Origin of the sequence: Baekduia soli (assembly GCF_007970665.1) — a bacterium.
Classification (GTDB): Bacteria; Actinomycetota; Thermoleophilia; order Solirubrobacterales; family Solirubrobacteraceae; genus Baekduia; species Baekduia soli.
In genome coordinates this window covers 3,280,015-3,300,388 of sequence record NZ_CP042430.1, presented here as the reverse complement: position 1 = coordinate 3,300,388, position 20,374 = coordinate 3,280,015, and the positions used below count along the sequence as shown (strand labels likewise).

The 20,374-nt window shown below is 75.1% G+C and carries 23 protein-coding genes and 1 riboswitch; of the genes, 5 read left to right on the top strand and 18 right to left on the bottom strand.

What is annotated here, in order from left to right:
• Positions 1-8 precede the first annotated feature (8 nt).
• Positions 9-91, bottom strand: a riboswitch (ZMP/ZTP riboswitch).
• Between the two features lie 114 nt (positions 92-205).
• From ilvC to FSW04_RS15670, 3 genes are read right to left on the bottom strand one after another with little or no spacing between them, the layout of a single operon-like run.
• The gene (gene ilvC / locus FSW04_RS15680; protein WP_146920887.1) at positions 206-1,195 is read right to left on the bottom strand and encodes a ketol-acid reductoisomerase; all 990 of its coding nucleotides are present in this window, start codon (positions 1,193-1,195) and stop codon (positions 206-208) included.
• A gap of 50 nt (positions 1,196-1,245) precedes the next feature.
• Positions 1,246-2,100: a class I SAM-dependent methyltransferase gene (locus tag FSW04_RS15675; protein WP_146920885.1), complete on the bottom strand. Its 855-nt coding sequence runs from the start codon at positions 2,098-2,100 to the stop codon at positions 1,246-1,248.
• Entirely contained in the window at positions 2,081-3,346 is a 1,266-nt protein-coding gene (locus tag FSW04_RS15670) for an AMP-binding protein (protein ID WP_146920883.1), read from the bottom strand. Before FSW04_RS15670 ends, FSW04_RS15675 begins: the two co-directional genes overlap by 20 nt.
• Positions 3,347-3,370: 24 nt before the next feature.
• Between FSW04_RS15670 and menB the strand changes: the two genes are divergently transcribed.
• The 3 genes from menB (at position 3,371) to FSW04_RS15655 (ending at position 6,260) form a co-directional block, all read left to right on the top strand.
• Positions 3,371-4,210, top strand: a complete 840-nt coding sequence (gene menB, locus FSW04_RS15665; RefSeq protein WP_146920880.1) for a 1,4-dihydroxy-2-naphthoyl-CoA synthase — start codon at positions 3,371-3,373, stop codon at positions 4,208-4,210.
• A gap of 9 nt (positions 4,211-4,219) precedes the next feature.
• Positions 4,220-5,092: a 1,4-dihydroxy-2-naphthoate polyprenyltransferase gene (locus tag FSW04_RS15660; protein WP_228430495.1), complete on the top strand. Its 873-nt coding sequence runs from the start codon at positions 4,220-4,222 to the stop codon at positions 5,090-5,092.
• A 148-nt stretch (positions 5,093-5,240) separates the two neighbouring features.
• Entirely contained in the window at positions 5,241-6,260 is a 1,020-nt protein-coding gene (locus tag FSW04_RS15655) for a mandelate racemase/muconate lactonizing enzyme family protein (RefSeq protein WP_146920878.1), read from the top strand.
• Here FSW04_RS15655 and FSW04_RS15650 read toward each other — a convergent pair.
• Together FSW04_RS15650 and FSW04_RS15645 are read right to left on the bottom strand one after the other, a co-directional pair.
• The gene (locus FSW04_RS15650) at positions 6,257-7,411 is read right to left on the bottom strand and encodes a glycoside hydrolase family 3 N-terminal domain-containing protein (RefSeq protein ID WP_146920876.1); all 1,155 of its coding nucleotides are present in this window, start codon (positions 7,409-7,411) and stop codon (positions 6,257-6,259) included. The two genes, FSW04_RS15655 and FSW04_RS15650, sit on opposite strands and share 4 nt — an antisense overlap.
• Entirely contained in the window at positions 7,408-8,136 is a 729-nt protein-coding gene (locus FSW04_RS15645) for an alpha/beta fold hydrolase (protein ID WP_187368830.1), read from the bottom strand. The genes FSW04_RS15650 and FSW04_RS15645 overlap by 4 nt, the downstream gene beginning before the upstream one ends.
• Positions 8,137-8,152: 16 nt before the next feature.
• On the opposite strand from FSW04_RS15645, the gene menD reads away from it, so the two are divergent.
• A complete protein-coding gene (gene menD / locus FSW04_RS15640) occupies positions 8,153-9,835 on the top strand; it encodes a 2-succinyl-5-enolpyruvyl-6-hydroxy-3-cyclohexene-1-carboxylic-acid synthase (protein WP_146920871.1) in 1,683 nt (560 codons plus the stop codon).
• A 79-nt stretch (positions 9,836-9,914) separates the two neighbouring features.
• Positions 9,915-10,133 carry a hypothetical protein gene (locus tag FSW04_RS15635; protein ID WP_146920869.1) on the top strand — a complete coding sequence of 73 codons (219 nt, stop codon included), beginning with the start codon at positions 9,915-9,917 and terminating at the stop codon, positions 10,131-10,133.
• 6 nt (positions 10,134-10,139) lie between these two features.
• Here the strand turns inward: FSW04_RS15635 and FSW04_RS15630 are convergent, their stop codons facing one another.
• The 13 genes from FSW04_RS15630 to folD form a co-directional block, all read right to left on the bottom strand.
• Positions 10,140-11,585, bottom strand: coding sequence for an isochorismate synthase (locus FSW04_RS15630; protein WP_146920867.1), 1,446 nt, complete (start codon positions 11,583-11,585; stop codon positions 10,140-10,142).
• A 63-nt stretch (positions 11,586-11,648) separates the two neighbouring features.
• Positions 11,649-12,206, bottom strand: a complete 558-nt coding sequence (gene ilvN / locus FSW04_RS15625; protein ID WP_146920865.1) for an acetolactate synthase small subunit — start codon at positions 12,204-12,206, stop codon at positions 11,649-11,651.
• Positions 12,207-12,211: 5 nt separating this feature from the next.
• Entirely contained in the window at positions 12,212-13,888 is a 1,677-nt protein-coding gene (gene ilvB / locus FSW04_RS15620) for a biosynthetic-type acetolactate synthase large subunit (RefSeq protein ID WP_146920864.1), read from the bottom strand.
• Positions 13,889-13,970: 82 nt separating this feature from the next.
• Positions 13,971-14,252, bottom strand: coding sequence for a hypothetical protein (locus tag FSW04_RS15615; RefSeq protein WP_146920862.1), 282 nt, complete (start codon positions 14,250-14,252; stop codon positions 13,971-13,973).
• Positions 14,253-14,263: 11 nt separating this feature from the next.
• Positions 14,264-14,437, bottom strand: coding sequence for a hypothetical protein (locus FSW04_RS26165; RefSeq protein WP_187368829.1), 174 nt, complete (start codon positions 14,435-14,437; stop codon positions 14,264-14,266).
• A gap of 69 nt (positions 14,438-14,506) precedes the next feature.
• On the bottom strand, positions 14,507-14,641 hold the full coding sequence (locus FSW04_RS27900) for a hypothetical protein (RefSeq protein WP_267128234.1): 135 nt from the start codon (positions 14,639-14,641) through the stop codon (positions 14,507-14,509).
• The gene (locus FSW04_RS15610; RefSeq protein ID WP_146920859.1) at positions 14,634-15,410 is read right to left on the bottom strand and encodes a hypothetical protein; all 777 of its coding nucleotides are present in this window, start codon (positions 15,408-15,410) and stop codon (positions 14,634-14,636) included. Before FSW04_RS15610 ends, FSW04_RS27900 begins: the two co-directional genes overlap by 8 nt.
• Positions 15,411-15,419: 9 nt before the next feature.
• On the bottom strand, positions 15,420-15,644 hold the full coding sequence (locus FSW04_RS15605) for a hypothetical protein (RefSeq protein ID WP_146920857.1): 225 nt from the start codon (positions 15,642-15,644) through the stop codon (positions 15,420-15,422).
• Positions 15,645-15,722: 78 nt separating this feature from the next.
• Entirely contained in the window at positions 15,723-17,162 is a 1,440-nt protein-coding gene (gatB, locus tag FSW04_RS15600; RefSeq protein ID WP_146920855.1) for an Asp-tRNA(Asn)/Glu-tRNA(Gln) amidotransferase subunit GatB, read from the bottom strand.
• Positions 17,159-18,577, bottom strand: coding sequence for an Asp-tRNA(Asn)/Glu-tRNA(Gln) amidotransferase subunit GatA (gatA, locus tag FSW04_RS15595; protein WP_146920853.1), 1,419 nt, complete (start codon positions 18,575-18,577; stop codon positions 17,159-17,161). The genes gatB and gatA overlap by 4 nt, the downstream gene beginning before the upstream one ends.
• Positions 18,574-18,870, bottom strand: coding sequence for an Asp-tRNA(Asn)/Glu-tRNA(Gln) amidotransferase subunit GatC (gene gatC, locus FSW04_RS15590; RefSeq protein ID WP_146920851.1), 297 nt, complete (start codon positions 18,868-18,870; stop codon positions 18,574-18,576). The genes gatA and gatC overlap by 4 nt, the downstream gene beginning before the upstream one ends.
• Before the next feature lie 36 nt (positions 18,871-18,906).
• On the bottom strand, positions 18,907-19,419 hold the full coding sequence (locus FSW04_RS15585) for a hypothetical protein (protein ID WP_146920849.1): 513 nt from the start codon (positions 19,417-19,419) through the stop codon (positions 18,907-18,909).
• Positions 19,416-20,282: a bifunctional methylenetetrahydrofolate dehydrogenase/methenyltetrahydrofolate cyclohydrolase FolD gene (gene folD / locus FSW04_RS15580; protein ID WP_146920847.1), complete on the bottom strand. Its 867-nt coding sequence runs from the start codon at positions 20,280-20,282 to the stop codon at positions 19,416-19,418. The genes FSW04_RS15585 and folD overlap by 4 nt, the downstream gene beginning before the upstream one ends.
• Positions 20,283-20,374: the final 92 nt, after the last annotated feature.

The following is a 20,374-nucleotide window of genomic DNA, read 5'->3' as shown; positions in this document are numbered from 1 at the left end:
GGTCGAGTTGGGAGTGCCCAGGCGTGCGGCGGCGGAGACCCGTCGCTCCCCGGTGGTGACCCACCTCGAGACGCCAGTCGCGACGGTCGGGACAGGGTATCGAACACGGCCGCCGGCGCCCCGGTCAGGCGCCGGCGTGCCCAGAGCCGCGGGAGCGAGCCCCTGGGCGAGCTCCCGCGGAACCGACCTCGCCCTCGGGGCGAGGTCAGTCGAACTCGGTCTGGATCCAGTCCATGTGCGACCGCAGCTCCTTGCCGACGGTCTCGACCTGCGTGTCGGCCTGCTCGGCGCGCATGCGCTTGAAGTTCTCCTGGCCGGCACGGTTCTCGGCGATCCACTCGCGGGCGAACGTGCCGTCCTGGATCTCGGCCAGGATGCGCCTCATCTCCGCGCGGGTGGCGTCGTTGACGACACGCGGCCCGCGCGTGTAGTCGCCGTACTCGGCCGTGTTGGAGATCGAGTAGCGCATCCCCGCCAGGCCCTTCTCGTACATGAGGTCCACGATGAGCTTGAGCTCGTGCAGGCACTCGAAGTAGGCCATCTGCGGGTCGTAGCCCGCCTCGACGAGGGTGTCGAAGCCGGCCTGCACGAGCGCGCTGGCGCCGCCGCAGAGCACGGCCTGCTCGCCGAAGAGGTCGGTCTCGGTCTCCTCCTTGAACGTCGTGTCGAACACGCCGCCGCGGGTGCAGCCGATGCCCTTGGCGTAGGCCAGGGCCAGGGCCTTGGCGTTCCCCGTCGCGTCCTGCTCGATCGCCACGAGGCCGGGGACGCCCGAGCCCTCGACGTACTGGCGGCGGACGAGGTGGCCCGGGCCCTTGGGCGCCACGAGCCCGACGTCGACGCCCGCGGGCGGCTCGACCTCGCCGTAGAGGATCGAGAAGCCGTGGCCGAAGAGCAGGAGGTTGCCCTCGGCGACGCCGTCGCGGACCTGCTCCCACACCTGGCGGTGCAGCTCGTCGGGCACGAGCATCATCACGATGTCGCCGCGGCTGGCGGCGTCGGCGACGCCGAGCACCTCGAGGCCGGCGGCCTTGGCCTGGGCGACCGACGCCGAGTCCTCACGCAGGCCTACGACGACGTTCACGCCGGAGTCCTTGAGGTTCTGGGCGTGGGCGTGGCCCTGGGAGCCGAAGCCGATGATGGCGACGGTCTTGCCGTCCAGGAGCGTGAGATCTGCGTCGTCGTCGTAGTACATGGGCCCGGAAGTCTATGGCGGGCGGGCCTCCAGGCGCCGCGTGGGTGCGCTCAGGCCCCGGCGGCCACGCCCAGCGCACGGCCGGGCAGCGCGATCGTGCCGTCGCCGGCGACGAAGGGCGCCCACCGCGCCTCGACGGCGTCGCGCAGGCGGTAGTGGTCGGCGGGCGACAGGGCGTCGAGCACGGGCCGCATGGAGCTCGACATCTCGCGTACGGTCTCCCACCACGCGTCCACGCCGGGCGCGCGGAACAGCAGCTCGATCGGCTCGACCTCGACGTCCTCGAAGCCCGCGTCGGCCAGCAGCTCGTCCACGACCCCGGGCGCCGCGAGGGCGAAGGCGCCCGGCGCGCCGTCGGAGGGCGGGACGATGTGCCCGGCGCGCACGGCCTCCTCGGCCAGCGCCGAGAGCCAGAGGTTGTCCTCGGCGGGCGCCCACACGGCCAGCACGAGCCGGCCGCCGGGCCGCAGGACCCGCCGCGCCTCGCGCAGCGCGGCCTCGGGGTCCACGGCGTGCATGTAGCCGAAGCGGCAGAGGATCCCGTCGACCGACGCGAGCTTCTCATCGATCCACTCCAGCTCCATGGGGCGGAACTCCACGCCGCGCACGCCGAGCTCCTCGCCGCGGCGGCGGGCCACCTCGACCATCGCCTCGGCGCCGTCGGTGCAGATCAGCCGTCCGCCGGGGTGAAGCAGCTCGGCGGCCAGGAACCCGACGTCACCCCGGCCGGCGGCCAGCTCGAGCACGGTCTGGCCCGGCTGGGGGTCCAGGCGGTCGACCATCCAGTGGGCCACGGGCAGCGCGCCGGCATGGAAGGCGTCGGCGCCGGACTCCCACCCGGGCGCGGCGCGCTCCCAGCGCTCGCGGCTGTCGGCACGCTCCTGGTCAGGGTCGTCGAGGGCCATCGACCACCAGCCTACGGCGCAGCAGCTTCCCCGAGCCCGTCCGCGGCAGCTCCTCCGCGACGAAGATGAAGTCCTTGGGCACCTTGAAGCGTGCGAGGCGCCCCGCGCAGTGCGCGGCCAGCTCGCCGGGCGCCACGGCGGCGCCCTCGCGCAGGCGCACGAGCGCCACGACCGCCTCGCCCCACTCGGGGTCGGGCCGCGCGGTCACGCCGGCCTCGGCGACGCCCGGATGGGCCTCGAGGGCGGCCTCGACCTCGGCGGGCGCGACGTTCTCGCCGCCCGTGACGATCGTGTCGGCCTTGCGCCCGACGATCTGCAGCCGGCCGTCGGCGTCCCGTGCGCCCAGGTCGCCCGTGGCCAGCGGGCCGCCGGCGTCGGGCGAGACGGTCGGGCCTGCCACGACGATCTCGCCGTCGCCGGCCAGCGTGACGCGGGTGCAGAACAGCGGGACGCCGTGCGTCGTCACCTGCGAGCAGGCCTCCGTCAGCCCGTAGGTCGGCGCCACGGGCACCCGGGCCTGCGCGGCGCGCTCCAGCAGCGCGTCGGGCATGGGCGCGCCGCCCAGCAGCGCCCAGCGCAGCGCGGGCGGGTCGCGCAGCCCGGCGTCGAGCAGGCGGGCGAGCGTCGTGGGCACCAGGGAGACGATCGTCGGACCCTCGTCGGCGCGCAGCGCCGCGAGCACGCGCTCGGTGTCGAAGCGCTCGTGCACGACGGCGGTCGTGCCGTAGATCGCGCTGCGCAGCAGGATCGACAGCCCGCCGACGTGGCTGAGCGGCAGCGTGCACAGCCAGCGCTCGGCGGGATCGAGCCCGAGGGCCACCGCGGAGCCCAGCGCGCTCCACAGCCAGTTGCCGTAGGTCAGGCGGACGGGCTTGGGGCGGCCCGTGGTGCCCGAGCTGTGCACGAGGATCGCGGGCGCTTCGAGGTCGTGCTCGGCGGGGGCGGCGGCGCCGCCGGCGGCGGCCGCCTCCAGCGGCTCCTGAAGGAGCACGTCGACGGCCGGGCGCTCGGCCGCGGTCAGCCGCAGGTCGACCGGGACCGCCAGCGCTCCGGCCAGCAGCGTGGCGTGCAGGGCCACCACGAAGTCCTCCCCCGGCGCCAGCGCCAGGCCGACGCGGGCGCCGCGGGGCAGCGTGGCCGCCCCGGCGCGTGCGCGCTCGTACAGCTCGGAGTAGGTGAGCGCGTTGACCGCGGCGCGACCGGGGTGCGCACGCGCCGCCCTCGCCAACCAGGACTCGACGATCATCGGTCGGAAAGTAGCCTGCGGGGCATGGCCGTGACCTGGACCCCCGCAAGCGACTCCGACTTCACCGACATCCGCTACGAGCGCACCGCCACCCCGGCGGGCGGGATCGCGAAGATCACGATCGACCGCCCCGAGGTCCGAAACGCGTTCCGGCCCCAAACGCTCGTCGAGGTCTCCCACGCCCTGGAGCTGGCCCGCGAGGACGCCGAGGTCGGCGTGATCATCCTCACGGGCGAGGGGCCGCACGCGTTCTGCTCGGGCGGGGACCAGAACGTCCGCGGCGACACGGGCTACATCCCCGAGGGCGAGACCGTCGGGCGCTTCCACGTGACCGACCTGCAGATCCAGATGCGCCGGCTGCCCAAGCCGGTCGTCGCGATGGTCGCCGGGTACGCGATCGGCGGCGGCCACGTCCTGCACCTGTGCTGCGACCTGACGATCGCGGCCGACAACGCGCGCTTCGGGCAGACCGGGCCTCGCGTGGGCTCCTGGGACGGCGGCTTCGGCGCCTCGCTGCTGCGCGACCTCGTCGGGACGAAGAAGGCCAAGGAGTTCTGGCTGCTGTGCCGCCAGTACGACGCCGCGCAGGCCCTGGACATGGGCCTGGTCAACACGGTGGTCCCGCTGGAGCGCCTCGAGGAGGAGACGATCGGCTGGTGTGCCGAGATGCTCGCGCTCTCCCCCTTCGCGCTGCGGCTGGTCAAGTCCAGCTTCCACGCCCACGAGGACGGCTACGCCGGCATCCAGCAGCTGGCCCACGACGCCAACCTGCTCTTCTACGCCTCCGACGAGGCCAAGGAGGGCCGCGAGGCCTACAAGGCCAAGCGCCGCCCGGACTTCACGCAGTTCCCCCGCCGGGCGTAGGGAGCTCCGTTGCGCATCTGGTTCATGGCGGCACGGCCGCGCACCCTCCCCGCGGGCGTGGCGCCCGTCCTGGTCGGCACGGCGCTGGCCATCCACGAGGGCACGTTCCGGGCCGGGGCGTTCATCGCCGCGCTGCTGGGCGCGATCTTCATCCAGGTCGGCGCCAACCTGTCCAACGACTACTCCGACGCGCGCCGCGGCGCCGACACCGAGGACCGCCTCGGGCCCGTCCGGGTCACCGCCGGCGGCCTGGTTCCGCCGCGCCAGGTGCTCACCGCGACCTACGTGAGCTTCGGCGTGGCGGTGCTGTGCGGGATCTACCTCATCATCATCGCCGGCTGGGTCATCCTGGCCATCGGGGCCGCGTCGATCCTCGCCGGGGTGCTCTACACGGGCGGCCCGCGGCCCTATGGCTACGAGGGCCTGGGCGACGTGTTCGTGTTCCTGTTCTTCGGCCTGGTGGCCGTCACGGGCTCCTACTACGCCCAGGTCGAGCACCTGGAGTGGGAGGCGTTCGCCCTCGCGGTGCCCGTCGGGCTGATCGCCGCCGCGATCCTCGACGTCAACAACATCCGCGACGCGCCGACCGACGCGCGCGTCGGCAAGCGCACGCTCGCCGTGCGCCTCGGCCGTGCCCGCGCCCGCGACCTCTACGCGCTGGAGATCTTCGCGGCCTTCGTGATCCCGGCGGTCGTGTGGCTGGCGGGCGACCTGGACGCCTGGCTCCTGCTGACCTGGCTGGCGCTGCCGCTCGCCGTGCCGCTCGTGCGCCTCGTGCGCACGCACGACGACGGGCCGACGCTCAACGGCGCACTGGCCAAGACCGGGATGCTGCAGCTCGCGTTCTGCGCGCTGCTCGGCGCCGGGCTGCTGCTGAGCTAGGGCTCAGGCCCCACGAACGAGCCGTGGCGGGCGGCGGCGGCGATGGTGCGAAGGTGGCGGAGCTCCATGCGGCCGATCGCAGGACGGCCGCGTCCGCATCGATCAGGCCGCGTGATGGATCGGGGACCTGGCAGGCTTGCGGGCCCGCATGGACGTCGCCATCGAGCCGGTCACCCACCGCCTGCGCACCCCGCTGCGCACCGCCTACGGCGAGGTCGCCGACCGCGGCGCGTTCGTGCTCACCCTCACCGCGCGCGACGGGGTCGCCGGCCGCGGCGAGGCCGCGCCGCTGGAGGCCTATGACGGCGTGTCGCTGGCGATCGTGTCCGAGGCGCTGCAGCGCTACGCCGCCGTGCTGGCCGACGGCGACGGGCGCACCGGCCCCGAGCTGCTGGACCGCTGCCGGCGCGTCGCCGACCTTCCCCAGGCGCTGGCCGCCGTGGACCTGGCGCTGTGGGACATGGCCGGGCGCCGGGCCGGGCGGCCGGTGGCCGAGCTGCTGACCGACGGCCCGCTGCGCGACGTGCCCGTCAACGCGACGATCGGCGCGGGCGAGCCGGCGCAGGCCGCCGAGGAGGCGGCGGCCGCGGCCGACGCCGGCTTCTCCTGCGTCAAGGTCAAGGTCGGCATCGGCGACGACGATGCCCGCCTGGAGGCCGTGCGCCGGGCCGTCGGCCCGCACGTGGCGCTGCGGGTCGACGCCAACGGAGCGTGGGACGTCGAGGAGGCCGTGGCGTCCATCGAACGCCTGGCCCGCCACGACCTCGAGCTCGTCGAGGAGCCGGTGAGCGGCGTCGAGCGGCTGCGCGCCGTCCGCGAGCGCGTCGCCGCGCGCATCGCGATGGACGAGACCGCGGCCCGTCACGGCGCGATCGCCTCGGGCGCCGCCGACGCGGTGTGCCTGAAGATCGGGCGCGCCGGCGGCATCGGCACGCTCGTGGCCCAGGCCGCGCTCGTGCGGGCGCTGGGCGCCGAGGTCTACGTCGCGTCCACCCTCGACGGCCCGCTCGGCATCGCCGCCGCCGTGCACTGCGCTGCGGCGCTGCGCGTCGAGCTGCCCTGCGGCCTGGCCACGCTGCCCGCGATCGGCGCCGAGCACCCCGCGCTGCCCGTCCGCGCGGGCCACATCCGCGTCCCCACGGGACCGGGCCTGGGCATCGACCCCTAGCGCGCCGCGACCGGTAGCCGCCCGCGCCAGGCCAGCACTCGGCGCACGCCGGCGTCCAGCGCCGCGCGCGGCAGCGCGCCCGTGCGCACAGCCCGCTCGAGGCCGGCCGCGGCGCGCGCGCCCGCCGTGTAGGACTTGGCGAACAGCGGCAGGTCGACGCCCGCGCGCATCGCGAAGAACGCGAGCTGGGCCGGCGTGCCGAACGATGTGACGGCGGGCGCCTGCAGGTCGTCGGTGATCGTGACCCCGTCGAAGCCCAGCGCGCCGCGCAGCTCGCGGGTCACCCAGCGCTCCGAGAACGCGGCGGGCCGTGGGTCGACCCGCGGGTAGACCGCCGTGGACACCATGACCGCCGGCGCGCGGATACCGCGGTAGGGCGCGGCGTCGACGCGGCGCAGCTCGGCCGCCGTCAGGTCGATGCGGACCGCGCCGTCGTCCGTGTTGGCCGCGGCCGCGCCGAGGCCGGGGAAGTGCTTGAGCACGGGCTGGACCCCGCCGGTCCGCAGCCCGGCCGCGAAGGCCCCCGCGCGCGCGGCCACCGTGGCGGGGTCGGTCCCGTAGGCCCGGCGCTCGGCCAGCAGCGCGGTGCCGGGCCGGGCGACGTCGACCACGGGGGCCAGGTCGACGTTGATCCCCGCGGCCCGCAGCAGCCCGGCGGCGGCGCGCCCGTTGGCGCGCGCCTGCGTGGTCCCCGCGGTGTCGCCGGCCGCGGCGGCCGGCGGCCCGGCCAGCCGGCGCACGGGGCCACCCTCCTGGTCGACCATGACCAGCAAGGGCACGTCGAGCCCGTCCGGGCGGCGGATGGCCTGCAGGCTGCCGACGGTCCGGCGCACCTGGGCGACGTCGCGGACGTTGCGCCCGAAGAGGATGACCCCGGCGGCCTCCCCGCGGGCGATGCGCCGCCGCAGCGCAGCGGGCGGCTGCGCGCCGGTGAACGCGAACACGAACCGCTGGCCGATGGCCTGGCGCAGCGTCGTGCGCACCGCAGGCGCGGTGGTGGTGCCCGCCCCGCTCGCAGGAGACGTCGTGGCCGCCGGCCCGCCCCGGCGGTGCGCGGGGCCGCCGGCAGGCCCACCGCCCCCGCCGCACCCGCCGCCCAGCAGCGCGAGGGCCGCGCCGGCGGCGCCGAGGGCGCCGAGCGCGCGCCTCACGCCGGGCGGTCCGCGATCGCGGCCGCCAGCTCGGCCGGCGCCTCCCGCGGCAGCCCGTGTCCGGCCCCCGGGATCACCACGAGCCGGGCGTCGGGCAGCAGCTCCAGGTAGCGCCGCGCGTGGGCCAGGAACTTGGCGTCGCGCTCGCCCACCACCACCGTGACCGGCATCGTCAGCGCGGCCAGGCGCGACCACACCGGCTCCATGGCGCCCGGACCCAGCGTCCGCAGCGCCTCGGCCAGCCCCCGCGGGTCGTTGCGCAGCAGGTCGGCCCGCCACCAGCGGGCCGCCTCGGGCGGCGTGCCCGCGAACACGGGCTGGGCCTGCCAGCGGTCGGCGAAGCGCTCGCCGCTCATGCCGGCGACCTCGTCGGCCAGCGCCTCGTCCTCGGCGCGGCGCGCCGCGCGCTCCGCGGGATCCTCCAGGCCGCCGCTCGTCGAGACGAGCACGAGCCGCGTGACGCGCCCGGGCGCCTGCAGCGCGACGTGCTGGGCGACCCGGCCCCCGAAGGAGTAGCCGCACAGCGCGAAGCGCTCGGGGGCCTGGGCGAGCACGTCGCGCACGCAGTCGTCGAAGCAGATGGCGCGCACGGTGCCCTTCGTCCCGTGCCCGCGCAGGTCGGGGAGGATCGGCCTGTAGCGTTCCCGATCCAGCTCGGGCACGACGAGGTCCCAGGCACGGTGCGTTCCGGCGAAGCCGTGGAGGAGGACGAGGGTCTCGGGCACGCCTGCATTCTTCTCCGTGAGCGAGACCCGCGACACCTACCTGCTGCTGCGCGCCTTCGTGGACGAGCTCGCCCGCTGCGGCGTGGCGGGCGCCTGCACCTCCCCCGGCTCGCGATCCACGCCCCTGGTGCTCACGCTGGCCCGCGACGGCCGGATCCCGTGCTGGTCGCACGTCGACGAGCGCGCGGCGGGCTTCTTCGGGCTCGGCCTGGCCAAGGCGACCGGCCGGCCCGCGGTCCTGGCCTGCACGTCGGGCACCGCCGCCGCGCACTACTACCCCGCCGTCATCGAGGCCCGCGAGGCGCGCGTGCCGCTCATCGTGCTGACGACGGACCGCCCGCCCGAGCTGCGCGACGTCGGCGCCGGCCAGACCATCGACCAGCTGCGGCTCTTCGGGCCGTTCGCGAAGTGGTTCGTCGAGGTGGGCACGCACCCGCACACCCCGGCGCGCGAGCGCTGGATCCGCCGGCTGGCCTGCCGAGCGATGTGGACCGCGCTGGGCGACCGTCCCGGCGTCGTGCACCTCAACCTGCCGCTGCGCGAGCCGCTCGTGCTCGACGAGCCGCTGGCGCCCGGCGGCCAGGCCGCTGACGACGCGGCGCCCTCGCTTCGGCGGTCGGAGGGCGCGCGCGGCGGGACCGCGGCGTTCCACGCGGCGCTGGCGGGCTTCACCCGCCCGCTCGTCGTCGCCGGCCGCCAGGAGCGCGGTGCCGTCACCGCGGCGCCGCCCGGGGTCCCGGTCCTGGCCGACCCGCTGTCGGGCCGCCGCCGCGGCCCGGGCGCCGTCGCGCACTACGACGCCCTCCTGCGCGACGAGGCCGTCGCGGCCGACCCGGGGCTGCACCCCGACCTCGTCCTGCGCCTCGGCGACCTGCCGACGTCCAAGCCGCTGCGGGCCTGGCTCGCCGAACTGGACGCCGAGCAGTGGTCGCTGGACCCCGAGGGCGCCTGGCAGGACCCCGACGGCGTCGTGACGCGCTCCTTCGCCCTGGATCCCGCCGACGCGCTGGGCCCGGACGCGCCCCTGACGCCGCAGCAGGACTGGGCGGAGGGCTGGCGGCGCGCCGACGCGCACGCCGCCGCCGCGCTGGACGCCGTGCTCGGCGACGAGCTCAGCGAGCCCAACGTCGCCCGGGCGCTGGCCGTGGCGGTGCCCGCCGGCGCCCGCGTCATCGTCGCCGCCTCGATGCCCATCCGCGACGTCGAGACGTTCTGGCCCGTCCTGGACGCGCCGCCGCTCGCACTGGCCAACCGCGGCGCCAACGGCATCGACGGCACGCTGTCGACGGCGTTCGGCGTGGCCGCCGCGGGCACGGGCCCCACGTACGTGCTGCTCGGCGACGTGGCCTTCGCCCACGACCTGGGCGGCCTGCTGGCCGGCCCGCGGCTCGGGCTGGACCTGACCGCCGTCGTCGTCGACAACGAGGGCGGCGGCATCTTCGACTTCCTGCCCGTCTCGACGCAGCGCGACCACTACGCCGAGCACGTGCTGACCCCGACGGCGCTGGACATCGAGCGCGCCGCGGCCCTGTACGGCGCCGCCTACGCCGCCGTCGGCGACCTGGCCGGCCTGCACGCCGCCCTGGCCGAGCCGCCCCGCGGCGTACGGATCCTGCACGTGCGCACGCGGCGCGACGCCAACGTCGCCCTGCACCGGCGCTGCTGGGACGCCGTCCGGGTCCGAACCTCCCGCCGCTGAGGGAGCTTCGTGCAAGGAGGCGCCCATCTTGTGCCACGGCACTGGCGACGGCCCGCGGGACCGGTGTAGGGTCGCGCCGATGGTGTGGATCGTCTCCTCGATCGGAGCGTGGCTCACCGCCTGCGTGTTCGTGGGTGCCCTGCTGCACGCCGCCGCCCGCGCCGATCGGCGCAGCGCCGACCTCGCGGCCCACGTCGCGCGCGCCCACCTGCACGCGTGGACGGCCGGCGGGCGCTCGCGCACGTGGCTGGCGCCCGTGCCGCCGCCGGCGCCCGGGGCCCCGCCGCGGCGGCGCTGACGACCCCTAGGCCGCCAGCACCGGCAGCAGCGCCTGCAGCTTGACCTCGGTCTCGGCCAGCTCGGCCGCCGGATCGGAGTCCCGGACCACGCCCACGCCCGCATAGCAGCGGGCCACGGGGCCGCGCAGCAGCGCGCAGCGCAGCGCGACGACGAACTCGCCGTCCTCGTCGAGGTCGGTCCAGCCGACCGGCCCCGCGTACCAGCCGCGGTCCAGGCCCTCCAGCGCCGGGATGAGCGGCGCGGCGACCGGCAACGGCTCCCCGCCGACGGCGGGCGTCGGGTGCAGCAGCCCGGCCAGCTCGATGGTGCTGACCGGCCGCGCGAGCTGGGCGCGGATGGGCGTGCCCAGGTGCTGGATGTTCGCCATCCGCACGACCTCGGGCTCGTCGGGCGCGGTGACCCAGACGGCGTGCGGGCGCAGGGTCCGCGCGATCCGCCGGGAGACGATGGCCTGCTCCTCGCGGTCCTTGGCCGAGCGCAGCAGCCGCTCGCCGAGGTGGTCGTCGACGGCCGGGTCGGCGCTGCGCCGCGTCGACCCCGCGAGCGCGAGCGTCGCGGCGCGCAGCCCGTCGCGGCGGATGAGCAGCTCGGGGCTGGCGGCGACGAAGGCCGCGTCGCCCCGGCCGGCGCAGACCAGGTGGCAGGACGGGAACGCCTCGCGCAGGACGCCGAGCACGGCGGCGGGGTCGTGGTCGACCGGGGCGTGGACCTGCACCTCGCGGGCCAGCACGACCTTCTCCAGGTCCCCGGCGCGGATCCGCTCCACACCGCGGGCCACGGCCTGCTCGTAGTGCTCGGGCGGCATGGCCGAGGCCACCCGGTAGCGCCCGGCGGGATCGGGGTCGAGCATCGGCAGGGCCGTGGCGGCCCGCAGCTCCCCCACGCGCCGCAGCAGCCGGTCGACGAGGTCGGCGGTGGTGTCGTCGGGGCAGGCCAGCGCGCAGAGCGTCAGGCGCACGTCGCCGCCGCGGCGCACGAGCGTGGCCTCGGGCACGTGCAGCGACGCGGCCGCATAGCCGGCCCAGTGCGGCGCCGCGCCACCGTCGGGCGCGAAGGCGAAGCCGCCGACGGCGACCGGGCCGCAGCCGCGCGGGCCGTCGGGCGGGTCGCACGCCGCGCGCGAGGCGAGAGCCCGCCAGCGCGCTGCGACGCGGGTGAAGCGGTCGGCCCCCGAGGCCTCGATCGCCACCGTGCAGCCCAGCGCGGCCAGCGCGGCACCGTCCCGATCGGGCTGCTCGAGGCAGAACCACGGCTCGCCCGTCCGGCGCGAGGCCGCCACGACCGCCGTCGGGTCGGTGGCCGGGTCGACGGTGACGGTGATCGCCCCCAGCGCCTCACCGTGGCGCCGGGCCCGCCGCAGGGCCTCGGCCATCCGGCGCTCCAGCCGGTCCACGGCGTCGGGCGACAGGACGAAGCCGCCGGCACCGGAGGTGATCGGGAGCAGGGCCATGCCGCCAGTCTACGAACGGCGGCGGGCGGCGCCGGGCCAGGCCGGGCGCCGCCGACCGCGTTCCTAGGTCTCGCCCCGGCCACGGGAGATGGCGATCTCCCCCGTGCGCATCATCTCGACGAGACCGAACGGCCGCAGCAGGCTCTCGAAGGACTCGATCTTGTCGGTCGTCCCGGTGATCTCCAGGATGATCGAGCGCCGCGTGACGTCCACGACGCGGCCGCGGAAGATCTCGCAGAGCTGGAGGACCTCCGCGCGCTGCACGCCGTCGGCGGCGACCTTGAAGAGCGCGAGCTCGCGCGTGACCGTGTCGGCCGGCTCGAGGTCGCGGATCTTCAGGACGTTGATGAGCTTGTGCAGCTGCTTGGTGACCTGGTCGATCGGGTGCAGCGCCCCGTCGACGGTCAGCGTCACGCGCGAGACGTGCTCGTCGTCGGTCGGTCCGACCGTCAGCGTGTCGATGTTGAATCCGCGCCGTGCGAAGAGCCCGGCGATGCGCGTCAACACGCCGGGCTTGTTCTCCACGAGGATCGACAGGACGTGCTTGCGCCCCGTGCGCATCTGCCCGGAGGCCTCGAGCTCCTCGAGGCTCAGCAGCTCCTTGGTGCCAGGATCGCCCATGACGCTCATCCCACCATCTCGCGCGCGGCGGCCCCGGGCGCGATCATCGGGTACACGTTCTCCTCGCGCGTGACGCTGATGTCGACGACCACCGGGCCGTCGATCGCGATCGCCGCGCGCAGGTCCTCGACGAGGCTGTCCTTGCGGGTCAGGCGCACGCCCGCCACGCCGTAGGCCTCGGCGAGCTTGACGAAGTCCGGGGTCTGCCCCATGTCGACCTGCGAGTAGCGGTTGTCCCAGAACAGCTCCTGCCACTGGCGGACCATGCCCAGGTAGCCGTTGTTGAGGATGAGCACCTTGACCGGGATCCGGTTCTCGGAGACCGTCGCCAGCTCCTGCAGGTTCATCTGGAACGAGCCATCGCCCGTGATGCACACCACGGTCTCGTCCGGGTTGCCGACGGCGGCGCCGATGGCGGCGGGAAAGCCGAAGCCCATCGTCCCCAGCCCGCCCGAGTTCAGCCACTTGCGGGGCCGGTCGAAGTGGTAGTACTGCGCGGCCCACATCTGGTGCTGGCCCACGTCGGAGCACACGATCGCGCTGCCGCCCGTGGCCTCGTAGATCGCCTGGACGGCGCGCTGGGGCTTGATCTCCTCGTCGGAGGAGTCGGTGAAGCCCAGCGGGTGCTTCTCCTGCCAGGCGCCGATGCGCTGCCACCACTCGTCCAGGCGGCCCGCGTCGGCGTCCAGGGCGCGGTACTCGTTGACGAGCTTGCCGAGGATGTTCCTGGCGTCGCCGACGATCGGGATGTGCGCCGGCACGTTCTTGGAGATCTCGGCCGGGTCGATGTCGATGTGGATGAACTTGGCCCGCGGCGCGAACTCCGACAGCTTGCCGGTGATGCGGTCGTCGAAGCGTGCGCCGACCGCGCAGATGAGGTCGGCCTCGTCCATCGCGTAGTTGGCGGTGCGCGTGCCGTGCATGCCGAGCATCCCGAGCCACTGGGGGTGCGGCGCGGGAAACCCGCCCAGCCCGTTCAGCGTGCACGTGATCGGGAACCGGTCGGAGGTGACGAACTCCGTCAGCTCGGCCGAGGCCCCGGCGCTGATGACCCCGCCGCCCGCGTAGATGACCGGGCGCCGCGAGGCGGCCAGGGCCTTGGCGGCCTGGCGGATCTGCTTGACGTTGCCCTCGGTCGTGGGCTGGTAGCCGGGCAGGTGGACGTCGGTCACCGGCTCGTAGGGGATGTCGACCTTGGACAGGTCGGTCGGGATGTCGACGACGACCGGGCCGGGACGGCCCGTGCGCGCGACGTGGAAGGCCTCGTGCAGGACGCGGGGGATCTCCAGCGGGTGCTGGATCATCCACGAGTGCTTGACCGCCGGCATCGTGATGCCGAGGATGTCGGCCTCCTGGAAGCCGTCGGTGCCGAGCAGCTCCGTGCGCACCTGGCCGGTGATGAACACCACCGGGACCGAGTCCATCATCGCGTCCATGATCGGCGTGACGAGGTTCGTGGCGCCCGGGCCGCTGGTGCCCAGCGCGACGCCGACCTTGCCCGTCGACTTCGCGTAGCCCTCGGCGGCGTGGCCGCCACCGGCCTCATGGCGCACGAGCACGTGGCGGATGCCCGCATCCACGAACGCGTCGTAGGTCGGGAGGTTCGCGCCTCCCGGATACCCGAATACGACGTCCACACCTTCTGCCTTCAGGCACTCCATCACGGCATCGACCGCTCGCATGCGCTTGACCTCCTTCCTGAGGATCCGCTGGTCCAGGGAGCGGCGAGTGTATCGGCCCGCCGCCGCCGCCCCGCCGTGCGCCCTACGCCGGGGCGGGCGGCTGCAGGATCTCGGACTCGTCGGGGAAGTCCAGCTCGCAGCCGCAGCGGGTGCAGATCGCGTCGTGCAGCATGCAGACGTGCCCGCACGTCGGGCACGAGCGCCGGGGCTCCTCGGTGTCGAAGCGATAGAGCACCGCGGCGGCGAGCCCGACGATCGGGAACAGGCCCGAGATGAGGAACCACAGCAGGAAGGAGCTGCCCTTCAGGCGGCCGACGATGCCGCCGGCCAGGGCGAACGACATGGCGATGACGATGTAGACCATCGTCGGGGCCGTCAGAGGGTGCGCAGCGCCCAGAGCACGGCGACGGCGGCCAGGGCGATGATGATGATCGTCGCGACGCCGGCGATGAGCCCGATCACGAACTTGAGCAGGATCCAGCCGGCGATGAGCAGCACGACGAGCGCGAGCGCACGGCGTGCGAGAGAGGGGCGAGCCTCGGGTTCCATGGCCTTCACAGCGTACCGGTGGCCGCGGGCGCCCCCTCAGGGCCCGCGGCCACCGTCGCCGTCCGTCGCTCAGTCGTGGCTGCGACGGAGGTGCTCGAAGCGACCGGCACCCGAGGACCGGTCGTTCAGGCGCAGGCGGGCGAGGCGGTAGCGGCGGATGGCCGGCGCGTCCTGGCCCGACCCCAGCCGTGCGCGCTCACCCACGAGGACGATCCTCGAGAGGCCCGATGCGGAGGCGGTGGTCATGGGCATCATGCTGGCGCACCCGCCTCGCCGCGACCATCGACCGCCGGTCGGAACCTCGGGGCCGCGACCCCTCCACGCGGTCGAGCGCCCCGGCGGCGTCCAGCGCCGGGCGCATCGCCGCGGGCAGCCGGCGGCGCAGGCGCCAGCGCGCGCCCGAGAACGCCAGGTTGGCCACGGTCGCGAAGCCCTGCTCGTCGGCGCGCAGCGCCAGCAGGAGGTGCGCGATGCGGTCGGCGCTGGGCAGCGTGGGGTCCGCGACGCGCACGCAGAAGCAGTGCACGCGGCGGCCGTGCGCGCTGACGAGCACCGCGCCGGCCTCGCCGACGACCCACACGCCGAGGCGCCCGCGCTCGACGACCAGCCCGGTGACCGCGTGGCGGTCGCGCGCGGCGTGGTCGACGAGGTCGCCGAGCAGGCCCAGCGCGGTGCGCTCGGCGTCGCCGCCGGCGCGGGGCCGCGGCCGCAGGACGTTGGCCCCGCGGGCGGCGTAGAGGCCGGGGATGATCCAGGCGTGCGCCAGCGCGGCCAGGCTGACGGCGACCGCCAGCGGCTGGACGACGAACAGCGTCACCCCCGCCGCGACGAACGGCACGACGTGGGCGGCCGTCGTCAGCGTCCACAGGCGCCCACGATGGCGCAGCCGCCGGGCGTCGGCCCGGGGGCGCCAGTGCACCGCGGCGGTCTCGGGCAGGACGCCGCGCGGCGTCGGGGTCGCGTCGAGCGCCACCCCGGGCCCCTATCCGCCGCTGATCGGCAGCCGCAGGATGACGAGGTCGGCGTCCAGCGGGAGCTCCTTGACCTGCTCGGCGTGGCCCTCGCCGGTGGAGACCATGGCGAAGTAGCCGTTGTCCAGCTCGGCCCGGAACGCGCGGACGGCGGCCTCCACGGCCACCGGGTCCTCGGTGCTCCACTCGGCCAGCGTGGTGTGGCCGGTGCGATCCATGCGCACGAGACGCGACATGCCGCTCTACCTCCGTGATCGAAGAACCGGACCCCGGATGGTAGACCGCGCACCCCGGCCGTCGCGCCAGGCGCGCGCCTACAGACCGAGCTGGGCGCGCACGAGCCGGGTGATCTCGCCGCCGTCGGCGCGGCCCTTGGTCTCGCGCATGACGTGGCCGACGATGACGCCGATGGGCTTCATGTCGCCGCCGCGCAGCTTCTCGGCGACGTCGGGGTTGGCCTCCAGCGCCGCTGCGACGATCGGGTCGAGCTCGTCGGCGCCGCCGACGGCGCCCAGGCCCTGCGCCGCGACGATCGCGTCGGGGGCGCCGCCCTGCGCGACGAGCGCGTCGAGCACCTGGCGGGCGCCGCCCTGGGTGACCTCCTTGGCCGACACGAGCGCGACCAGGCGCGCGAGGGCCTGCGGGGCGACCTTGGAGTCGGCCGGATCGACGTCGGCGCCCAGGCGCGCGACGAGCTCGTTGGCGACCCAGTTGGCCAGGGGCTGGGGCTCGGCGCGCCGGCTGCCGTCCTCGCCCAGCGCCTGCTCGTAGAAGTCGCCGAGCTCGGTGCGGAACGCCAGCAGCCGGGCGCTGTCGGCGCTCAGGCCGTGCTCGCGCTCGAAGCGCTCGGCCCGGGCCAGCGGCAGCTCGGGCAGCGCGGCGCGGGCGCGGTCGAGCATGGCCTCGGTGATCGCCACCGGCGTGAGGTCGGGCTCGGGGAAGTAGCGGTAGTCGTGCGCCTCCTCCTTGGAGCGCAGCGACGTGATGGCCTCGGTCCGCGGGTCGAAGTGCAGCGTCTCCTGGGCGATCTCGCCGCCCTCGCGCAGGATGCGCTCCTGGCGCGCCACCTCGGCGCGAATGCCGCGCTCGATGAACCGGAACGAGTTCATGTTCTTGAGCTCGGTCTTCGTGCCCAGCCCGGTGGTGCCGACGGGCCGGATGGAGATGTTCGCGTCGCAGCGCAGCGAGCCCTCCTCCATGTTGACGTCGCTGACGCCCAGCCGGCGCAGGGTCGCGCGCAGCAGCCGCAGCCACTCGGCCGCCTCGGTCGCGTCGCGCAGGTCGGGCTCGGTGACGATCTCGGCCAGCGGCGTGCCGCCGCGGTTGAAGTCGACGATCGACGCGTCGGAGGCGTGCAGGCGCCCGGACGCGCCGACGTGCACGAGCTTGGCCGCGTCCTCCTCCAGGTGCACGCGCGTCAGGCGCACGTCGCCAAGCCGGCCGCCGAGGCAGAGGGGCTCGTCGTACTGGGAGATCTGGTAGCCCTTGGGCAGGTCGGGATAGAAGTAGTTCTTGCGGTGGAAGATCGACCGCTGGGCCAGCTCGCTGCCCAGCGCCATCCCGATCATCAGCCCGTGGTGGATGGCCTGGGCGTTGGCGACGGGCAGGCTGCCGGGCAGGCCGAGGCACACGGGGCACGTGCGGGTGTTGGGCGGCTCGCCGAAGCTCAGCGCGCAGCCGCAGAACATCTTGGTGCGCGTGGCGAGCTGGACGTGGATCTCCAGCCCGATGACGGGCTCGTACTCGGTGCTCATGCCGCCGTCCTCGCCGCCGTGGCGTCGAAGCCGATGGCCTGCTCGAGCGCGAAGGCCGCGTCGAGGATCCGGTGCTCGCTGAACGCCGGCCCGGCCATCTGGAAGCCGACCGGCAGCCCCTCGCTCAGGCCCGCGGGGATGGAGATCGCCGGGATGCCGGCCAGCGAGATCGGCACGGTGAAGTAGTCGTTGAGGTACATCGCCAGGGGGTCGCCGGTCTTGGCGCCCAGCGCGAACGCGACCGTCGGGCTCGTCGGCGTCACGACGAAGTCGACCTCGCCGAACGCGCCGGTGAAGTCCTGGGCGATCTTCGTGCGCACCCGCTGGGCCCGGCCGTAGTAGGCGTCGTAGTAGCCCGACGACAGCGCGTAGGTGCCGAGCATGATGCGACGCTTGACCTCGGGGCCGAAGCCGTCGTGGCGGGTGCGCGTGTACATCGACGTCAGGTCGTCGGCGTCGATGCGCCGGCCGTAGCGCACGCCGTCGAAGCGGGCGAGGTTCGACGAGGCCTCGGCCGGGGCGATGACGTAGTAGGCGCTCAGCCCGTGGTCGGCGTGCGGGAGCGCGACCCGCCGGATCGCGGCCCCGAGCTCCTGCGCGAGCGCGAGCGTCGCCTCGAAGGCGGCGTACACGCCGTCCTGGATGCCCTCACCCGTGAGGTCCTCGGGCACCCCGAGGGTGATGCCGTCCAGCCGCTGCGCGGTGGGCAGCCCGATCGTCTCGGGATGCTCCAGCGACGTCGAGTCGCGGCGGTCGCGCCCGGTCATGTGGCGGTACAGCAGCGCGGCGTCGGTGACGTCGCGGGTCAGCGGGCCGGCCTGGTCCAGCGAGGACGCGAACGCGATCATCCCGTAGCGGCTGACGGTCCCGTAGGTGGGCTTGAGCCCGACGATCCCGCACAGCGCGGCGGGCTGGCGGATCGAGCCGCCGGTGTCGGTCCCCAGCGCCCACGGGGCGCTGCCCGCCGCCACCGCGGCCGCGCTGCCGCCCGACGAGCCGCCGGGCACGCGGGAGCGGTCCCACGGGTTGAGGACGGGACCGTAGGCGGAGTTCTCGTTCGACGAGCCCATGGCGAACTCGTCCTGATTGGTCTTGGCCAGCAGCGGCGCGCCCGCCTGCGCGAGCTGGGCCACGACGGTCGCCGTGTAGGGCGGCAGGTAGCCCTCGAGGATGCGCGAGCCGGCCTGGCTCGGCACGCCCTCGGTGCAGAAGAGGTCCTTGACGGCCAGCGGGACGCCGCCGAGCGGACCGGGGGCGCCGGCGGCCGGTGCCTGCTCGGCGACCCAGGTGTAGGCGTTGAGGTCGTCGGCCGCGGCGCGGGCGCGGTAGGTCTCGAAGAGCTCGGTCGCGTCGAGGTGGCCGTCGGCGATCGCGTCGGCCGCCTGCCGGGCGGTCAGGTCGGTGATGGCGGTCACGGGGTCACCGGCGCCTGCGGGCTCGGGACGAGGAAGCCGCCGTCCTGCACGGCCGGCGCGTTGGCCAGCGCGACCTCGCGGGGCAGGCAGGGCTCGGGCTCGTCGGCGCGCAGCGCGTTCTCGACCTGCACGACGTGGGTCGTCGCGGGGACGTCGTCGAGGTCCAGGCCGGCGATCCTCTCGATGTGCCCGAGGACGGAGGACAGCTCGGTGGCCATCCGCCCGACCTCGTCCTCGGAGAGCTCGAGGCGTGCCAGCCGTGCGACGTGGAGGACCTGCTCGCGGTCGATCATGCGACGCCCGATTCTAGGGTGGGGCCTGCGCGGGGGTCAGGTGCCCGGGACGGGGCGCGCCGGCGGCGGCACGTAGGCGGACTCGGGCGCGTCGACGCGATCATCGCGCAGGACCTGCCAGGCGCCGGCGGCGACCATGGCGGTGAAGACCAGCCCGAGGTAGGCCGGCCAGCGCACGGAGACCTCGGCGTTGGAGAGGCCGGCGCCCAGCGACGGCTGCGTGAGCACGCGCACCAGCAGGACGAGGAACGTGAGCCAGCCGACGGTGGTGGTGAGCACCGACGCCCCCACGGGCCACGCCGGCGATACGCGGCGCAGCGTGGCGTAGACGATGGCCAGGCCGCCGGCGATCGTCAGGGCCAGCGGCACGTCGACCACCCAGCCGAGGCTGCCCCAGCCGGAGAGATGGACGGCGTCGAAGAGCCCCACGTGGACCCTGCCCCGCTGCCGCGTGGCGAGATCCACGCCGAACCAGTCCAGGAACAGGGTGGCCAGCAGGCCGAGGGCGCCGATCGCGGCCGCCCACTCCCCCAGGCGCATCCGCCTCACGCGGGGACCCTCCGCGCGATCTGCAGCTCCGCGGCGGCCAGCGTGTTGCGCAGCAGCATCGCGATGGTCATCGGGCCGACGCCGCCCGGCACCGGCGTGATCGCCGAGGCGACCTCGGAGACCTCGTCGAACGCGACGTCGCCGTGCAGCCCGTCCTCGGAGCGGTTCATCCCCACGTCGATGACCACGGCCCCGGGCTTGACCCAGTCGGCCTTGACCATGCGGTCGCGCCCGACGGCGACGATGAGCACGTCGGCGGTCCGGCACACGCCCGGCAGGTCCCGGGTGCGCGAGTGCGCGGTCGTCACCGTGGCGTCGGCGCCCAGCAGGAGCTGGGCCATCGGCTTGCCGAAGAGGTTGGAGCGCCCGACGACCACGGCGCCGGCGCCCCGGAGGTCGACGCCGGCACGCTCCAGCAGCACCATGACGCCGGCCGGCGTGCAGGGCCGCAGGCCGGGCAGCCCGAGCGCGAGGCGCCCGGCGCTCAGCGGCGTGAGCCCGTCGACGTCCTTGTCGGGGTCGATCATCCCGGTCAGCGCCACGCCGTCCAGGTGGCCGGGGACGGGGAGCTGGCAGAGGATGCCGCTCACCGCGTCGTCGGCGTTGAGGCGCTCCAGCAGCGCCTCGACCTCGACGGCCGGGGCGTCGGCGGGCAGGCGGTGGTCGAACGGCTCGATGCCGACCTCGCGGGAGGCCTTCTGCTTGCCGCCGACGTAGATCGCGCTTGCCGGATCCTCGCCCACGAGCACGGTCGCCAGGCCTGGCCGGTGGCCGGTGCGGGCGGTGAAGGCCTCGACGTCCCGGGCCACCTCCGCCCGGGTCTCCGCCGCGATCGCCTTGCCGTCGATGAGGGTCGCTGACATCGCCCGGGAGGCTAACGGGCGGCGGCCACGGACCGCGCGGAGCTCGGCACGCCGACCGTCGAGCAAGGACACCACCTTGGCTGGGCCGCCGC

Bases quoted from the DNA above. Each gene is read 5' to 3' on its own strand.
- ilvC (WP_146920887.1), bottom strand. From the start codon at position 1,195: ATGTACTACGACGACGACGCAGATCTCACGCTCCTGGACGGCAAGACC.
- FSW04_RS15675 (WP_146920885.1), bottom strand. From the start codon at position 2,100: ATGGCCCTCGACGACCCTGACCAGGAGCGTGCCGACAGCCGCGAGCGC.
- FSW04_RS15670 (WP_146920883.1), bottom strand. From the start codon at position 3,346: ATGATCGTCGAGTCCTGGTTGGCGAGGGCGGCGCGTGCGCACCCCGGT.
- menB (WP_146920880.1), top strand. From the start codon at position 3,371: ATGGCCGTGACCTGGACCCCCGCAAGCGACTCCGACTTCACCGACATC.
- FSW04_RS15655 (WP_146920878.1), top strand. From the start codon at position 5,241: ATGGACGTCGCCATCGAGCCGGTCACCCACCGCCTGCGCACCCCGCTG.
- FSW04_RS15635 (WP_146920869.1), top strand. From the start codon at position 9,915: ATGGTGTGGATCGTCTCCTCGATCGGAGCGTGGCTCACCGCCTGCGTG.
- FSW04_RS15630 (WP_146920867.1), bottom strand. From the start codon at position 11,585: ATGGCCCTGCTCCCGATCACCTCCGGTGCCGGCGGCTTCGTCCTGTCG.
- ilvN (WP_146920865.1), bottom strand. From the start codon at position 12,206: ATGGGCGATCCTGGCACCAAGGAGCTGCTGAGCCTCGAGGAGCTCGAG.
- ilvB (WP_146920864.1), bottom strand. From the start codon at position 13,888: ATGCGAGCGGTCGATGCCGTGATGGAGTGCCTGAAGGCAGAAGGTGTG.
- FSW04_RS15615 (WP_146920862.1), bottom strand. From the start codon at position 14,252: ATGGTCTACATCGTCATCGCCATGTCGTTCGCCCTGGCCGGCGGCATC.
- FSW04_RS26165 (WP_187368829.1), bottom strand. From the start codon at position 14,437: ATGGAACCCGAGGCTCGCCCCTCTCTCGCACGCCGTGCGCTCGCGCTC.
- FSW04_RS15605 (WP_146920857.1), bottom strand. From the start codon at position 15,644: ATGTCGCGTCTCGTGCGCATGGATCGCACCGGCCACACCACGCTGGCC.
- gatB (WP_146920855.1), bottom strand. From the start codon at position 17,162: ATGAGCACCGAGTACGAGCCCGTCATCGGGCTGGAGATCCACGTCCAG.
- gatC (WP_146920851.1), bottom strand. From the start codon at position 18,870: ATGATCGACCGCGAGCAGGTCCTCCACGTCGCACGGCTGGCACGCCTC.
- folD (WP_146920847.1), bottom strand. From the start codon at position 20,282: ATGTCAGCGACCCTCATCGACGGCAAGGCGATCGCGGCGGAGACCCGG.